Genomic DNA, 14,730 nt, shown 5'->3' with positions numbered 1-14,730 from the left:
CTCCATGTACGATCGAATTCTCATCGCATATGACGGCTCAAGGGAGTCTGAACGGGCTCTTGAAGAAGGCGTAAGGCTCGCACAGGTACTCGGCTCCCACGTCACTCTCGCAACAATCGCCGAACCTATGCCTGGTTACTACGGTCTTTCCGTCGTGGTTGCTCCCCAGGCCCCCGAGGAGTTCCGTCAGGACCAACTCTCGCGGCTAGGGTCATTGCAGGTCAGGGCAAGCGAACTTGCGAAGTCCCACGGTGTGACGATCGAAACGACTCTCATCGAAGCAGCCGAGGTCTCCGGTATTCTCCAAGCCGCGCATGCACTAAAGGCAAACCTGATTGTTATTGGCTTGCGACGCCACACCCAACATGTGGAGTGGGTCGGAACAGTTCGCCAAATCGCAAATGAATCACCCTGCCCGATTCTGGCCGTTGTTTAGTCTGCAGTTGTCACGGAATATTCCGACATAGATGGAGTGTCAGCACATGGACAACATGCCTCAACAGATCGCTGCAGAACGTCTTGGGAATCAGCGCTCTTTTCGATGCCGTCTCATTCTTCAGGAGTCAACACTATGACGTAGCGTTAACTATTTTGGCTATGCGGGGAGCTTCGACGGAGTTACTGTCGAGGGCTCTGCATTAGACCGCAATTGTGCGGTTCGGTATTTCGATCATGACGTTTTCACAGCGATCGCGACTATCGGACGGGACAGGGAGAACCTCTTGGCGGAAGTTCAATTCGAAGAGCATATTGCGAAATGAACCGAGGCTGTCTACTGGAACAAATCTCTTCTTCTGCCGGCACGAGCCCCGGAACGGGAAACGACGGTAGAAGGATGAGTGCTTAACAGTTCGAGAAAGGAAGTACATGTCGCATTTTGTTTTGGTCCACGGCGGATGGCGTGGAGGATGGATTTGGAAGCGAGTCGCTCAGCTGCTCCGTAAAGAAGGACACACGGTGTACACGCCGACGCTTTCGGGCTTGGCAGATCGAAGTCACCTGCTTCACGCGGACATCAATCTGTCCACTCATATTCAGGACGTCGTCAATCTGATCAAGTTCGAAGAACTTCACGACGTTGTGCTTTGCGGTCATTCCTATGCAGGTATGGTGATCAGTGGTGTCGCGGATCAAGTCAGCGAACGCATCTCTTCGCTCGTGTATCTCGATGCATGGTTTCCTCAAGATGGGGATTCGATCATGACTCTGTCACCGGAGATCTATCAGCTCATGCATATCAAGGAGACAGGCCGATATGGAGGGATCTCATGTCCCCCTATTCCCGCAGCGATACTCCACGTAAATGAGCAGGATCGCGCATGGGTCGACACGATGGCTACACCACAGCCTTTCGCGACGATGATTGAAGCAATTCAGCTAAAAGGCAATCACGTCAACGTCAGAAATAAGACATTCGTGTTGGCATCGGCCTGGGAACCAAATCCGTTTAGGCAGTTTTATGAGCGGTTGAAGGTTGAAGCCGAGTGGAAGATCGCTATGATCGAATCTGGGCACGATGCGATGCTTGATAAGCCGGTTGAGGTGGCGAACGTCCTCATCGAAGCCGCTTCGTCTACTGCGAAAGGTGTGATTGAAGCATGATCATCAACCACCGCGCAGAAGCTATAGCTCGTCCACTTGGGATTTACAGCGATCATTTCGTTCCAAACGATCCCGGACGCCATGTTCATGTGGTGATGGTGCATGGAGGTAGCCATACGGGTAGTTGCTACCTCATGACAGCAGAGGGCAAATCAGGGTGGGCCTATCGATTTGCCGATCGGGGCTACAAGGTAGTTGTGCCGGACTGGCCGGGCCACGGTCGGAGTGGCGCCCTTGATCTGCAGACGCTCACCAGCGAGCAGGTCTGCCAAAGTCTCGCTGGGGTCATCTCAGAGCTCGATGGCCCGGTGGCATTATTGACTCATTCCATGGGGAGTGCCTTCGGTTGGCGCGTGGCGGAGTTGTGTCGAGACAAGATCATTGCCATTATCGGTGCTGCACCAGCACCGCCCGGGAACATTCAACCCGAGCCAGAGATCCTTGCTGAAAGCGAAGGGAGTGTGACACTTCGAACTCCCTTTCGCACTCTGACTCTACAGAACGACGGCGCAACACGCGTTACGCCATCGTTCGTTATCGATAAGCTGGTGGGCAAAAGCCGTCAATTTCCACTTGAACATCTAGATGACTACACGAAGCTACTCACTCACACAGGATCGCGCCTGCTTTATGAGCGGCTGAATGTGCGGGGATCCCAGGTGAGAGTGCAGAATCCACTTTGCTTTCGCGGGATGCCCGTACTCATCGTGACCGGTAGTGACGACCTCGAGCATCCCCGCGAAGTCGACGAGCAGCTCTCGACATGGCTGAAAGCGCAGGGCGCTTCTTCGGAATTCGTGTGGCTGTCCGACAGGGGGATTTACGGCAATGGTCACATGATGATGATGGAGCGCAATAGTAATCAGATCGCAGACCTAATCCTGGAATGGTTGGATCAGATCACCCTCTAATGGGAACCCGTTATTGTGCTTGTGGCCGTCCAGACGTAACGTCGAGACATGCACATGACAAAAGATGTTACCCGTCGCCACTTCATGCAGAGGATGATCGCCGCTGGATTGGTGACATGGGTACCAGGCCGGGCAAATGCCGCCTTGAGTTCACATCCGCGTTCGGAATTGAAAGGCACTGAGTTCGATCTCGTCATTGATCGTTTGACGGTCAACTTCACTGGGAAGTCACGCATTGCGGTGGCAGTAAATGGTTCCATCCCCGCGCCGACTCTTCGTTGGCGCGAGGGAGACACCATAACAATCAATGTGACGAATCGGCTCAAAACCTCTACTTCGATTCACTGGCATGGGATGCGTATTCCAACTGACATGGACGGCGTGCCCGGACTCAGCTTCGAGGGTATTCCCGCGGGAGAGAAGTTCACTTACCGTTTTACAGTGAAGCAAAACGGAACCTTTTGGTATCACAGCCATAGCGGATATCAAGAACAGACTGGCATCAGTGGCCCAATCATCATTGAGCCAAAATATCCTGATGGGGATTCCTTCGACCGCGAGCATGTTGTCTTTCTCTCGGACTGGACAGACGTCGATCCTCACTCAATTCTCAGCAATCTCAAGGAAGACAGTAGCTACTACAACTATCATCGCCCCGCTCTCAATCAATTGTCCGGAGATCCTCACACAAAGAGCCTTTCGACTTCCCTGGCCCAGTACATGATGTGGTCGAAGATGAATATGAGTCCTACGGATATCGCGGACGTGTCGGGTTCGGTCTATACCTATCTCTGCAACGGTGCCCCGCCTTCGGTCGGATGGACGGGACTTTTCACTCCGGGAGAGAAGGTAAAGCTTCGCTTTATCAATGGCTCTGCGATGACGATTTTCGATGTCCGTATTCCGGGGCTGAAGATGAAAGTCGTTTCAGCGGATGGAAATGCAATCGAGTCTGTAACCGTCGACGAATTTCGCATCGGCACCGCGGAGACCTATGACGTTATCGTTACGCCCACGACCGACGCTTATGTGATCTTCGCTCAATCAGAAGATCGAACCGGTTATGCGCGAGGCGTTCTCGCATCGCACGCCAGCGTGACCCCGAACACGCCCGAAATGGACCCACGCCCTATACGAACGATGGCTGACATGGGCATGAGGATGAAAGGCATGGACACGCCGGGAATGGCTAACAGCGGCAAGACGGACATGCTGAGCATGAACATGCCAGGCATGGACGGTAAGGCAAGCGATCATCACGAGATGTCGTCTATCGCAGTGGAGACGGACAACAAAATGAGAATGGAGATGATGCCGCAGGAATCGACGTCCTCTCTCCGAAGTCGTTTCCCCCTTCCGCAGCCGGGCCCGGGCACTCAGGCGATCGGATCTGCAGGCATGATGCAAATGATGTTGCCAGAACACGTCAGCAACAAGTTCAACGTTGGGCCTGAGGTATCCGGGATTGCGGCAGTGACAGCACCAAAGTTCACAGATCCCGGTGACGGCCTTCAGCACAATGGTCGTCGCGTTCTCACCTATGCGGACTTGAAGGCTCGCTACCGGGGAGTCGATCGTCGTGCGCCGACGAGGGAAATAGAGCTTCATCTGACCGGCAATATGGAACGCTTTATTTGGGGTTTCGACGGGAAGAAGTTTTCAGAATCGCATCCGATCACCCTGTCTTATGGCGAGCGTGTGCGAATCATCCTGGTAAACGACACGATGATGGAACATCCGATTCACCTGCACGGCTTATGGAGTGAACTCGAAAACGGTAACGGAGAATTCAATCCCTACAAGCACACATTGCTCGTAAAACCGGCGGAACGCATCAGCTATCTGGTCACGGCAGATGCTCCGGGCCACTGGGCGTACCACTGTCACCTTATGTTTCACATGGATGCTGGCATGTTCAGAACGGTGGTCGTGCAGTGAAGAGTTCTGGAGATTTCTTTGCCCTCAAGTATTTCTTTCTTGCCGCATTAATATTGTGCGGCTGTGCTTGCAGACAGGCGACGGGGCAATCCGTGGACGCTCCGACCCCGCCTCAAACCAAGAGCTGGAATCCACCGGTAATGGATAACGGAGTCTTTGCACACTTTGTCTTCGACCAGCTGGAGGGCCGGTCAAATGCATCAGGTACGCGATTCCGCTGGGACGGTGAAGGTTGGGTGGGAAATGACTTCAATCGTCTTTGGGTGAAGTCCGAAGGCTTCGTTGACGGATCGTCGATGAGCGATGGCGACCATGAGTTTCTCTACGATCGTCCGGTTCCCCGGATGTCGTATTTTGACGCTCAAGTCGGCGTCCGCACAGATCTGGATTCTGATCCACACCGGATCTGGGCCGCGATCGGCATCGAAGGTCTCGCGCCGTACGAATTTGAATTCGCCCCGACATTTTATATTCGCAACGATGGTCGAGTTGCTGGCCGAATTGAAGGAGCATACTCCTTTCGCCTGAGACAACGTCTCGTGCTTGAACCCCAGGCGGAAGTAAACCTCTATAGCAAGGACGATCCAGCCAGAAAGATAGGATCGGGGTTCAGCGACATTGACGGAGGACTTCGGCTCCGCTACGAAGTCAGCAGGAAGTTCGCTCCGTACGTTGGATATACCTACGAGGGTGCGTATGGGAATTCCGCCACCTACCAGCGTCAGGCTGGCGACAGCACGCACGCGAGTTCATTTGTGTTTGGGATCAGAGTCTGGAAGTGATAGCACTTGTGAGAATTTCGCTTTTGAACGAGTGCTGTTGTCGACCCCACAATGTGAGGCTTGCGGAACAGCTCCTAGCGGTCCAACTCCTGTACGCCCTTCTCACCGGCGATCAAGGCGAGAGTGGCCATGCCGAGGAATAAGCCATGTTCGACGACGCCGACAATGCTGCGAATCTCTGCAGCCGTTTCCTCGGGATTGTCGATCTGCCCACAGTGGCAATCCAGGATGAAATTGCCTTCATCAGTAAGCCATGGCTTTCCACCATTGGCCGACATTCGAAGAAGCGGATTCAGCCTCAAATCCTTTAGCCGACGGATCACCAGCGGCGAAGCCAGTTGAATCACTTCGACCGGCAAAGGAAACTTGCCAAGCTTCGCAACAACCTTCGTGTCGTCAGCCACAACGATGAATTTCTTTGCAGCTGAGGCCACGATCTTCTCGTGCAGAAGCGCCCCATGACCGCCCTTGGTCAGAGCGAGCCCGGGGCCGATCTCATCAGCACCGTCGACATTCACATCCAGGACAGGTGTGTCCTGGAAGCTTGTCAATTTGATTCCAAGTTCTGACGCAAGCTTAGCACTCTCATCGCTGGTGGCAATCGCCTCGATGGACAATCCGTCTCGAACTGCCTTTCCTAACTCATGGATGAACAGGGTTGAGGTAGTCCCGGTCCCCAACCCTATCTTCATGCCATCGGAGACGAACTCCATTGCGCGTCTTGCTGCTAACAGCTTCGCCTGATCCTGCGTCATGTTTCACTCATCCAGTGGGCTCGTGCCCGGCTTAAGGTTTCACTGCCCCTTCGCAGAGTTCTTTGATCACCGCGATATTCCCGACGAGATCTTTTGGCAGATTATGCCTTTCGGTCAAGTAGTCGGTGCTGTTGTACGTCAGCCACACCTTACCCTCGGAATCTTCCCAGGCCAGTGCTTTGAGCGGCAAGTCGATCGCTACAGTTGGAGAGGCGATCATGAGGGGAGTTCCATTCTTTGGATTGCCCAATGTCAGCATTTCAGAGGCGGGCATCTTCAAACCGACGCGGGCGGCATCTCCTGAGTGATCTACCCTGAAATGGACCGGGACACCGTGTTGTTTGCAGATCTCCTCCAGGCGAGCGAGGGTCTCTTTCACCGAATGAGGGCTGCTAAGAGTAACCAGTCCAGATGTCATGCTTATTGCTCCCTGCGAGAGTTGGGTTGTGTGTCGTGTTACTTCTGTCCGAGACTCGAGAACAGGTACACCAGTCCTTCTGTCAGAGTGGGGTGCGTGACAATTAAATCTCTGAGGGCCGTGTAAGGCAGGCCGGCACTCATGGCCAGCTGAACCGGTGCCAGGAGTTCTCCGGCGCCTGCGCCTAAGGCGGTGAAGCCGAGGATGCGATCATCGTCACCGATGAGCGCTTTGAGGAAGCCTTCAGTCTCCCCAAGCGTTCGAGTGCGTAGCACCGCGGCCATCGGAAGCTTCGTCAATCGGTAGGAAATCTTTCGGCGTTTCGCATCATCTTCATGTAATCCGATGTGAGCGAGTTCCGGGTCCGTGAACAGCACGTAGGGCACCTGGCGGCCGGTGGTCACCCGTCTTCCGCCTTTGAGCTCGTCATAGACGATTCGGTAGTCGTCATAAGCAATATGTGTGAAGTTGGGGCTGCCGGCACAGTCTCCGACAGCGAAGACGCCTTCTGCAGTCGTCTTCAACGAGGCATCTACCTTGATGTGGCCGGTATCGGTTAAGTCGATGCCAGCCCTTTCGAGCCCAATGCCTTCTGTGTTGGGTGTCCGGCCAGTAGCGACGAGGAGATGCGTTGCTTTTAGAGATTCTTTGCCATCGGGATTGCTGATCCGTACTTCGACTGCGGATCCCGAGCGTCCGCTGACTGACTCAACTGCGCTGTCGAACTTAAACGCGACACCATCCGCAGACAGCATGCGCGTAAGTTCCGTGATAACGTCCTCGTCTTCGTGCGCGAGGCATCGCGAATTCCGGTCGATGACGGTGACCTTTGAACCGAAACGCGCCATCGCCTGCGCGAATTCAAGGCCGATATAGCCGGCACCAAGCACAATCAAGTGTTCAGGAAGTGTATCGAGTTCGAGTTCCTCTACGTGCGTCATCGGCTCTGACGCTCGCAATCCCGGCGTATCTGAAACGGTCGCGCGAGAGCCGGTACTGACGATCACCGTATCGGCGGTGAGAACTCGTGATCCTCCCTGCTGAAGGGCTACAGAGATCGCTCGTGGTCCAACGAACACTCCCTCACCACAAATGAATTCCACGTGATTGGAGGCAAAGCGCTTGTTATGAACGTCGATCAACGCCCGGACCATGGCCCGCTTCCTTTCGCGGACGACGCCCATGTCAACACCCGGTTCAGGCAACTTCATTCCAAACTCATTCAATCTTCGCGCGTACCAAGCAACCTTGGCTGAATGGATGATGTTCTTGCTCGGCAGACATGCAATGTTGGGGCAGGAGCCACCGATATAGCGCCTCTCGACAAGGGCCACGCGCTTTCCTTCGCTCCCGAGAGTCCAGCTAAGGTATTTTCCTGCCTCGCCACTTCCGAGTATCAGAACTTCGAAATGTTCCGAATCCATGATGCTAGATGCCATCTTTACCCCCAGCCTGAAACTTAGATATCAAACGAAAACTACATTGCGTCCACTCACCTAATACCACACCGCCCCTCAGAGTGCGGAGCCTCTTTCTCAGACTTGCCTGCTGGATCGAGGTGCACATTCGCCGTGAAATGTTCAATGGAACCTGCCATAGCCACAACCGCAAAAGGCGAACACAGAAGATTTGACGGCCCAAGAGATCCAAGTACCCGCCACTCATTCATTCATCGCCACATTATCCGAAAATGTAGGCGTCCACAATCAGGTGTAACCGCTAACGGAAGAACCTTAATGGGAAGACATGATAGGCAAGATGCCGGGGCTTTGTTTATGGTCTGGGCGAGGGCTAACGAATTATTTAGTCCACATCAAGTTCCAAGGAGCTACTCATGAGCGCACAAACCGTTTCTTCCAATTCCGCAACGACAGTGCATTACAACACTGCTCGCATCGGAGACGTCGATCTCTTTTACCGCGAGGCAGGTGCGAAGGGCGCTCCTGTTCTCCTTCTGTTGCACGGGTTCCCGACATCATCGAACATGTTTCGGAATCTGATCCCGCGTCTGGCCGGATCGTTCCACATCATAGCTCCCGACTATCCGGGCTATGGATTCAGCAGCATGCCCGATCGCAAGGAGTTTGCCTACACTTTCGAAAAGATGACGGATCTCGTCGAGCAGCTGACGATCAAGCTGGGTATTGAGAAGTACATCATCTATGTAATGGATTACGGCGCTCCAATCGGTTATCGCCTCGCGATTCGTCACCCCAAGAAGATTGCAGGCATCGTCGTCCAGAACGGCAATGCCTACGACGAGGGTTTGCTTGAGTTTTGGGATCCCATCAAGAAGTACTGGGGAGCAGCAACCGCGGAGAATCGCGCCGCCCTGCAATACCTGACCACGCCTGATGCGACGAAATGGCAGTATGAGAACGGTGTTTCGGACAAGACGTTGATCGATCCCACGACCTACACTCTCGATCAGGCCGGCATGGATCGTCCCGGTAACGCCGACATTCAACTCGACATGCTTTACGACTATCGGACGAACGTGCCGCTCTATCCGCAGTTTCAGGACTTCTTTCGTGAGTTTCAGCCGCCGATGCTGATTGTCTGGGGCAAGAACGACCACATCTTTCCGCCCGAGGGCGCGACACCCTATAAGCGGGATCTGCCAAAGGTTGAGACACACCTGCTCGAAACGGGTCATTTCGCGCTTGAGACCCATGGCGAGGAAATTGCCTCGCGCATCGAAGGATTTTTCGCGAAGAAATAGCTTGGCATATGTGTGGACGGAGCGAACGCTCCGTCCACATGTTTAGTCACATTCAGAGGTCATATGAAGTTCGGTTCGATCCTTTTCACACCTGTTGTCAAGAAGCTCCAGGAGCGTTACGGGAGCCGACGCCAGTATGAAAGGATTGCAGGCTCCAGTGCCGCGCGAGAACATTTCACGGCGTTCGAAAAAGAGTTCCTGTCTGACCGAGACAACTTTTATTGGGCGACGATAAGTTCCTCCGGTTGGCCCTATGTTCAGCACAGAGGTGGGCCACCGGGCTTCCTTAAGGTAATCGACGATCACACTCTCGCCTTTGCAGATTTTTCTGGGAACAAGCAATACATCACCACTGGCAACCTGCTTACCGATAATAGGGCCGCGATGATCTTTGTTGATTATCCCAACCAAGCACGACTCAAGGTCCTAGGGCGTGTGGATGTCCTTGAGAGAAAAGATGCTGCGGCATGGGTCGATCGTGTGAAAGTCGCAGGCTATAAAGCTTCGATCGAGAGAGTGCTTGTAATTCATGTCGAGGCATTTGATTGGAACTGTCAACAGCACATCGTGCCACGCTATACAGCTGATCAGATCCACGCTGCTGTGCACGAGATCGAAGAACGAGTCGTCGCGTTGGAAGCCGAAAATGAAAAGCTGCGGCGACAACTTGGTATTACTGAACCTGCAGTCACGGGGCAGAAAAGTCCCGAGACCAAAGATGAAACGAAGACGAAGGTGTCTCGTCGAGTAAAGGTCGAAGGCGCCGACAGTCCCTAACCCAAACGGAGGACAAAATCAATGAACGTCACAGTTCCTTCTCCCTCACCTGCCACTAGAGGCGGATTAGCTCTTAGCCGGTCGGACACGGCGGTGGTAATCATCGACCCGCAGAACGATGTCCTGAGTGACAAAGGCCTCGCATGGCCCTTGCTTCACGAAAGCCTCAGAGAAAATGACACCGTGGAAAACATTGAACGGCTTTTCAAGGCGGCGAAGTCAAATGGCTTTGAGGTATTCATTTCGCCTCACTACTTCTTTCCCGAGGACGAAGGTTGGAAATTCAACGATCCTCTCGAGTCGGTGGAAGCATCGGAGAAGATGTTCGCCCGGCGGGGCAGATTAAGCCTCGATGGCCTGGGTGGCTCTGGAGCAGATTGGTTGGAACGTTACAAGCCGTACATCGAAGACGGAAAAACCATCGTAGTCTCGCCCCACCGCGTCTGGGGCCCGGAAACGAACGACCTCGTCCTTCAACTGCGCAAGCGTCGGATCGTCAAAGTCATTCTGGGTGGAATGCTAGCCAACATGTGTGTTGAATCCCACCTTCGAGAATTGCTGGAGCAAGGATTTGAGGTGGCCGTGGTGAAAGATGCTACCGCAGCACCAAAGCATCCCGAATGGGGGTACGGCTATACCGCAGCGCTTATCAACTTCGCATTTCTCGCACACGCTGTTCTGACGACAGAAGAAGCAGTAAAGGCGATGGAGTTCAGCGCCTCTTAACTTAGAGGCTCGGTCTCAATGGAACACGATCATCATCGCCTTATAGTTCATGACCTGAACCACCACATCCAAGCACGTCTGGATCTACAGAAAGGAATATGAACCATGACAGTCAAAGTCGCCACCACGCCACGTTCTTCCTACAGTTCGACAGGGAGGTACACAGGATTTGACGGCCAATACATCAACGGCACCTGGCGGCCAGGGAGACACGGATCCATACTTGCTGACACTGACCCATACTCCGGTGAGACACTGGCAGAAATACAACAGGCGAACAAGGACGACCTCGATGAAGCATACAGTTCCGCTGCATCGGCACAGATCGCCTGGGCAGCCGCGACACCTATGACTCGTGCAGCCGTGATGTTCCGTTCAGCTCAGATCATCGAAGAGAGACATGATGAAATCGTGGACTGGATCATCCGAGAATCTGGGAGCACGAAGGCCAAGGCTGAGCTGGAATGGCAGTTCGTATATTCAGTGACTCTTGAGGCCGCCTCATTTCCACATCGAATGCGTGGGGATATTCTCCCGCTCGATGAGGCCGGCAAAGAAAGTAGGGTCTATCGATCTCCGCTCGGCGTCATTGGTGTGATCAGCCCGTGGAACTTTCCGATGTACCTGTCACACCGCTCTGTCGCGCCGGCACTGGCTTTGGGGAATGCCGTTGTTCTGAAGCCTGCAGAGGACACGCCCATCACCGGCGGCCTTTTGATCGCTAAAGTGTATGAGGAAGCAGGCCTACCGCCCGGGTTGCTGAACGTTGTGATTGGTCCTATAGAGGAAATCGGCGATGCGTTCTCGCTGCATCCGATTCCAAGACTGATCTCCTTTACTGGATCGACTCGAGTAGGGCGTCATATAGGACAGTTGGCAATATCCGGGCCACGAATTAAACGGGTTGCCCTTGAACTCGGTGGAAATGCTCCGTGTGTCATTCTGGACGATGCTGATCTTGACCAGGCAGTTCGGGCGACAGTAATCGGCCGGTTTTTGCATCAGGGACAAATCTGCATGAGTACAAATCGGATCATTGTTGACGCCAAAATACACGATGAGTTTGTTGATAGATTTGTGGCTCACGTCAAAACTTTGAAGTACGGCGACCCGAAGAATTCTGATGTCTCCTTGGGTCCCGTCATCAACCAAAAGCAGTTGAAGGCTCATCTGGCTCATATCGCAAGCGCCCGTGCCGAGGGAGCGACGCAGCTTCTAGGAGGCGATCCGCAAGGCCAGGTTCTGCCTCCACACGTCTTTGTGGGTGTCAGAAACGAGATGACCGTAGCGAGAGAGGAAATGTTCGGACCGATTGCCCCCATTCTTAAGGCGAACGGTGAAGCGGAAGCTCTACGGATGGCCAACGACACAGAGTTTGGACTTTCGAGCGCTGTGTTCACGCGCGACAGAGAACGTGGCGTGCAGTTTGCCTTGAAGGTTGAGGCCGGCATGACTCATGTCAACGATCACAGTGTTGACGATACCTCCACAGGACCGTTCGGCGGCGAGAAGAACAGTGGTCTGGGACGATTTGGCGGCGACTGGATCATCCACGAATTTACAAGGGAGCATTGGATCACGGTAAGACACGAACCTGCGGTGTATCCATTTTGACCATTGCTGCAGTTGTCAGGCCTCCGTTTTCGGAGGCCTGGCTTTACTTTGACTAATTACGTTTCAGCAATTACGAATTTCTCGAATTTGCGAAGGCTTTCCAGTAAAAACGCTCGTCGCCGTAGCCGGTGAGGGGCAGTCGTTGACTGTGAATCTATAGCCTGCCATTCGGGGAATGGGGGCTTGGACAAATCCACATCAGGGACGGACCACGCGAGCAAAGCTACTGCGGCCGATACTATCCCCAGAGTCACACACAGCTATCGCAACGAGACTCGTGATTCTTTCTGGAACTCACTCAGTGACAAGTGACCACCGGCGGAAAACACTCTTACTGCCGTTTGCTGAAAGAATCAAATGCATACCGCACTTCACCGGCCGACCTTCGGATCCGAGACCACCAACCTGAACTCGTCAGTATTGATGTCAAATAAGTAGCCGTAGATATTGACTGACCTCGGTATGCCGACCGATGCGCGCAGCAGCTTAACATCGTGCTCAAGTGACTCCCTAAGGTTGCCGATGGCGAGGCTCTCCTGCTCATATACCCCTGAAAGATCCTTACCTTGCTCGGCTTTGAAGGCATCAAGAAGACCATGGGGAGTGAAGCTGCTCGTGCCACAGAAGGTGTGGTGCACCACGACGATATTGGTCACGCCGAACAAATGATTTCCGATCGTGATCGAGCGGAGCGCATCGACTGCCCGCCCGCCCGCGACTACGACCGGCATGATAGTCGCGGTAGAACCCACCTTCATGCCGGCTTCGTCATAGACGACCTCTCCCGGATAAACCTCGTCGGGGAGAGTCTTAGCGAGCACGAAGGGTATCTCCGCCGCGCGGGCGTCGTAGCAAAAGATGACGATTGTCTTAAGCGGCACTGCATGTGTGAATGCCGCCCTTACAGTGGGTTCGTCATATCCAGGACTATGTGAATATACAAACCTCTCGAATTCATCATCAGTGCCGTATAGCGCATTCAGGTCCATGCTCCACCCCATTTCAATCGAATCATCCATTCGCCACAGTAGCGCTTCGATCGCGGGGAAACAATAGTGGATTCACATTAATGGTTTGCCTGTAATGAGTGGAGGGACTGAATACCTCGAAAAATGGGCGAACCGGAGGAATACGTCCGCGGCCTGTTCTTGAGAGCGTGCGAGGTATCTGTTAAGACGAAGCCTCGATAGTACGGGCGCCGATCGTTATGCGTTTCTTCGCCACGTCTGGGGTGTCACGCCTGTGATCTTCCGAAACATGCGCGTAAATTGACTCGCATCGGAGAACCCACTGATCTTTGCGATCTCGGCAATCGAAGTGCGGGGTAGCTGAAGAAGGGCCTTTGCGCGCTGAACCCGCTTCTTGAGAATGAATTGATAGGGGGTCTCTCCCAGAGAGTCTCGGAAAGAACGCGCGAAGTGAAAACGGCTTATGGAATTGAGCTCAGCCAGATCTTCCAAACGAATCTCTTTGTTCAGATTCTCTTCGATATATGTCAGTACCCGGTTGAGGTGCAGCCTGGATAGACCTCCCTTTGCTGGTGGGATGCGGGTTGAGAGTTCGCCATATCGGCGAATGAGAGCAACCGAAAGTGCCATACCCAACAGGTCGCCGTAGAGCCCACCCATGGACCAGCCCGATCTCATCTCCCGGTTCATTTCGACCAACAGCATCTCCAGCTGCTGGTCTCGAAACGCCCAGCGCAGGTTGAAATCACAGAAACCTTTGATTTCCATTTGTTCCGCTGCGTTCTTCAGCAGGGCGGGCTCGATTCCGGCGACGATTCTCTGGGCAGATCCATGCCAAATAACCGAATCTCGTGTGCCCGCCGGCAACAGCATCATACTGCCTGGCGTTGAGCGCAGCATTCCGGATTTGCCAGAACAAAACCACTCCATATCCACTTGGCCGCCGGTTTGCAAATGCAAACAGAGTGTCTCGTGGTCATGCACCGGGATCTCGCAACCCATATGGTGGTGTTTCTCCAGAATCAGCCCATGCCAGGGTGACTTCAGACTATCCAGTATCGGCTGGGCCTCGAAGAGGGGGACATGGCGATCGCCAATCCTGACGAATAATCGTTTGGCTTCGACCTGTTCCGAGATATGCGGGACCATCGCTCCACTGCTGGAGAGGTTCATCGAGCCGCGAGCTGTTGCACCTTGTTTCACGTAGACTCACTCGGAGGCTTCATATTCCAGCAAGAATCCTCTCGATTCAGCAAGAATACCCTATTGCCCTCTTGAGATTCCTTTCTCAGATCGAGAAGATGAGGTTAGCTGGTATTAGGGCAGACATCGCAGCCATCACGCCGTTTCAGTGATGGCCTCGTGACTGCATTTTCATTCCTCACAAGCGTGCATGTTCGATGATATCGCTGGCTCCATCGACTCTGTTTTCGACATCTGCGCTGGTAGCGCTTTCCGGAAAGTTCGGAAGCAGAAGGGAGCGATCGCTGCAACACCGGCATTCATAAGAACGGTTG

General features: G+C 53.7%; 14 protein-coding genes. 9 read left to right on the top strand and 5 right to left on the bottom strand.

What is annotated here, in order from left to right; genetic code table 11:
* Positions 1-4: 4 nt before the first annotated feature.
* From OHL19_RS10685 to OHL19_RS10665, 5 genes are all read left to right on the top strand, one after another.
* Entirely contained in the window at positions 5-436 is a 432-nt protein-coding gene (locus OHL19_RS10685) for a universal stress protein (protein ID WP_263357682.1), read from the top strand.
* Positions 437-867: 431 nt separating this feature from the next.
* Positions 868-1,602, top strand: a complete 735-nt coding sequence (locus OHL19_RS10680) for an alpha/beta fold hydrolase (RefSeq protein ID WP_263357681.1) — start codon at positions 868-870, stop codon at positions 1,600-1,602.
* Positions 1,599-2,513: an alpha/beta fold hydrolase gene (locus tag OHL19_RS10675; protein WP_263357680.1), complete on the top strand. Its 915-nt coding sequence runs from the start codon at positions 1,599-1,601 to the stop codon at positions 2,511-2,513. Before OHL19_RS10680 ends, OHL19_RS10675 begins: the two co-directional genes overlap by 4 nt.
* A gap of 54 nt (positions 2,514-2,567) precedes the next feature.
* On the top strand, positions 2,568-4,451 hold the full coding sequence (locus OHL19_RS10670) for a copper resistance system multicopper oxidase (protein WP_263357679.1): 1,884 nt from the start codon (positions 2,568-2,570) through the stop codon (positions 4,449-4,451).
* Positions 4,452-4,543: 92 nt separating this feature from the next.
* Entirely contained in the window at positions 4,544-5,233 is a 690-nt protein-coding gene (locus OHL19_RS10665; RefSeq protein ID WP_263357678.1) for a copper resistance protein B, read from the top strand.
* A gap of 74 nt (positions 5,234-5,307) precedes the next feature.
* Here the strand turns inward: OHL19_RS10665 and rpiA are convergent, their stop codons facing one another.
* From rpiA to OHL19_RS10650, 3 genes are all read right to left on the bottom strand, one after another.
* Complete coding sequence (gene rpiA, locus OHL19_RS10660; protein WP_263357677.1) at positions 5,308-5,988, bottom strand: ribose-5-phosphate isomerase RpiA; 681 nt, start codon at positions 5,986-5,988, stop codon at positions 5,308-5,310.
* 31 nt (positions 5,989-6,019) lie between these two features.
* Entirely contained in the window at positions 6,020-6,367 is a 348-nt protein-coding gene (locus OHL19_RS10655) for a DUF302 domain-containing protein (RefSeq protein WP_263357676.1), read from the bottom strand.
* Positions 6,368-6,444: 77 nt separating this feature from the next.
* Positions 6,445-7,845, bottom strand: a complete 1,401-nt coding sequence (locus tag OHL19_RS10650) for a dihydrolipoyl dehydrogenase family protein (RefSeq protein ID WP_263357675.1) — start codon at positions 7,843-7,845, stop codon at positions 6,445-6,447.
* Positions 7,846-8,240: 395 nt separating this feature from the next.
* On the opposite strand from OHL19_RS10650, the gene OHL19_RS10645 reads away from it, so the two are divergent.
* The 4 genes from OHL19_RS10645 (at position 8,241) to OHL19_RS10630 (ending at position 12,245) form a co-directional block, all read left to right on the top strand.
* The gene (locus OHL19_RS10645; protein WP_263357674.1) at positions 8,241-9,128 is read left to right on the top strand and encodes an alpha/beta fold hydrolase; all 888 of its coding nucleotides are present in this window, start codon (positions 8,241-8,243) and stop codon (positions 9,126-9,128) included.
* Positions 9,129-9,191: 63 nt separating this feature from the next.
* Positions 9,192-9,905 (top strand): pyridoxamine 5'-phosphate oxidase family protein, encoded by a 714-nt coding sequence (locus OHL19_RS10640; RefSeq protein WP_263357673.1) that lies wholly within the window; start codon positions 9,192-9,194, stop codon positions 9,903-9,905.
* 21 nt (positions 9,906-9,926) lie between these two features.
* On the top strand, positions 9,927-10,631 hold the full coding sequence (locus OHL19_RS10635; protein ID WP_263357672.1) for a cysteine hydrolase: 705 nt from the start codon (positions 9,927-9,929) through the stop codon (positions 10,629-10,631).
* 105 nt (positions 10,632-10,736) lie between these two features.
* Complete coding sequence (locus OHL19_RS10630; protein ID WP_263357671.1) at positions 10,737-12,245, top strand: aldehyde dehydrogenase family protein; 1,509 nt, start codon at positions 10,737-10,739, stop codon at positions 12,243-12,245.
* 371 nt (positions 12,246-12,616) lie between these two features.
* On the opposite strand, the gene OHL19_RS10625 is transcribed toward OHL19_RS10630, so the two are convergent.
* Together OHL19_RS10625 and OHL19_RS10620 are read right to left on the bottom strand one after the other, a co-directional pair.
* Positions 12,617-13,234 (bottom strand): carbonic anhydrase, encoded by a 618-nt coding sequence (locus OHL19_RS10625; RefSeq protein ID WP_263357670.1) that lies wholly within the window; start codon positions 13,232-13,234, stop codon positions 12,617-12,619.
* A gap of 216 nt (positions 13,235-13,450) precedes the next feature.
* Complete coding sequence (locus OHL19_RS10620) at positions 13,451-14,416, bottom strand: helix-turn-helix domain-containing protein (RefSeq protein WP_263357669.1); 966 nt, start codon at positions 14,414-14,416, stop codon at positions 13,451-13,453.
* Positions 14,417-14,730 lie beyond the last annotated feature (314 nt).

The sequence above is a fragment of the Acidicapsa ligni genome (assembly GCF_025685655.1).
Lineage (GTDB): Bacteria > Acidobacteriota > Terriglobia > Terriglobales > Acidobacteriaceae > Acidicapsa > Acidicapsa ligni.
Note: the sequence above shows the minus strand (reverse complement) of the source record. Positions and strands in the feature narration are given on the sequence as shown.

Bases quoted from the DNA above. Each gene is read 5' to 3' on its own strand.
- OHL19_RS10685 (WP_263357682.1), top strand. From the start codon at position 5: ATGTACGATCGAATTCTCATCGCATATGACGGCTCAAGGGAGTCTGAA.
- OHL19_RS10680 (WP_263357681.1), top strand. From the start codon at position 868: ATGTCGCATTTTGTTTTGGTCCACGGCGGATGGCGTGGAGGATGGATT.
- OHL19_RS10675 (WP_263357680.1), top strand. From the start codon at position 1,599: ATGATCATCAACCACCGCGCAGAAGCTATAGCTCGTCCACTTGGGATT.
- OHL19_RS10670 (WP_263357679.1), top strand. From the start codon at position 2,568: ATGACAAAAGATGTTACCCGTCGCCACTTCATGCAGAGGATGATCGCC.
- rpiA (WP_263357677.1), bottom strand. From the start codon at position 5,988: ATGACGCAGGATCAGGCGAAGCTGTTAGCAGCAAGACGCGCAATGGAG.
- OHL19_RS10650 (WP_263357675.1), bottom strand. From the start codon at position 7,845: ATGGCATCTAGCATCATGGATTCGGAACATTTCGAAGTTCTGATACTC.
- OHL19_RS10645 (WP_263357674.1), top strand. From the start codon at position 8,241: ATGAGCGCACAAACCGTTTCTTCCAATTCCGCAACGACAGTGCATTAC.
- OHL19_RS10640 (WP_263357673.1), top strand. From the start codon at position 9,192: ATGAAGTTCGGTTCGATCCTTTTCACACCTGTTGTCAAGAAGCTCCAG.
- OHL19_RS10635 (WP_263357672.1), top strand. From the start codon at position 9,927: ATGAACGTCACAGTTCCTTCTCCCTCACCTGCCACTAGAGGCGGATTA.
- OHL19_RS10630 (WP_263357671.1), top strand. From the start codon at position 10,737: ATGACAGTCAAAGTCGCCACCACGCCACGTTCTTCCTACAGTTCGACA.
- OHL19_RS10625 (WP_263357670.1), bottom strand. From the start codon at position 13,234: ATGGACCTGAATGCGCTATACGGCACTGATGATGAATTCGAGAGGTTT.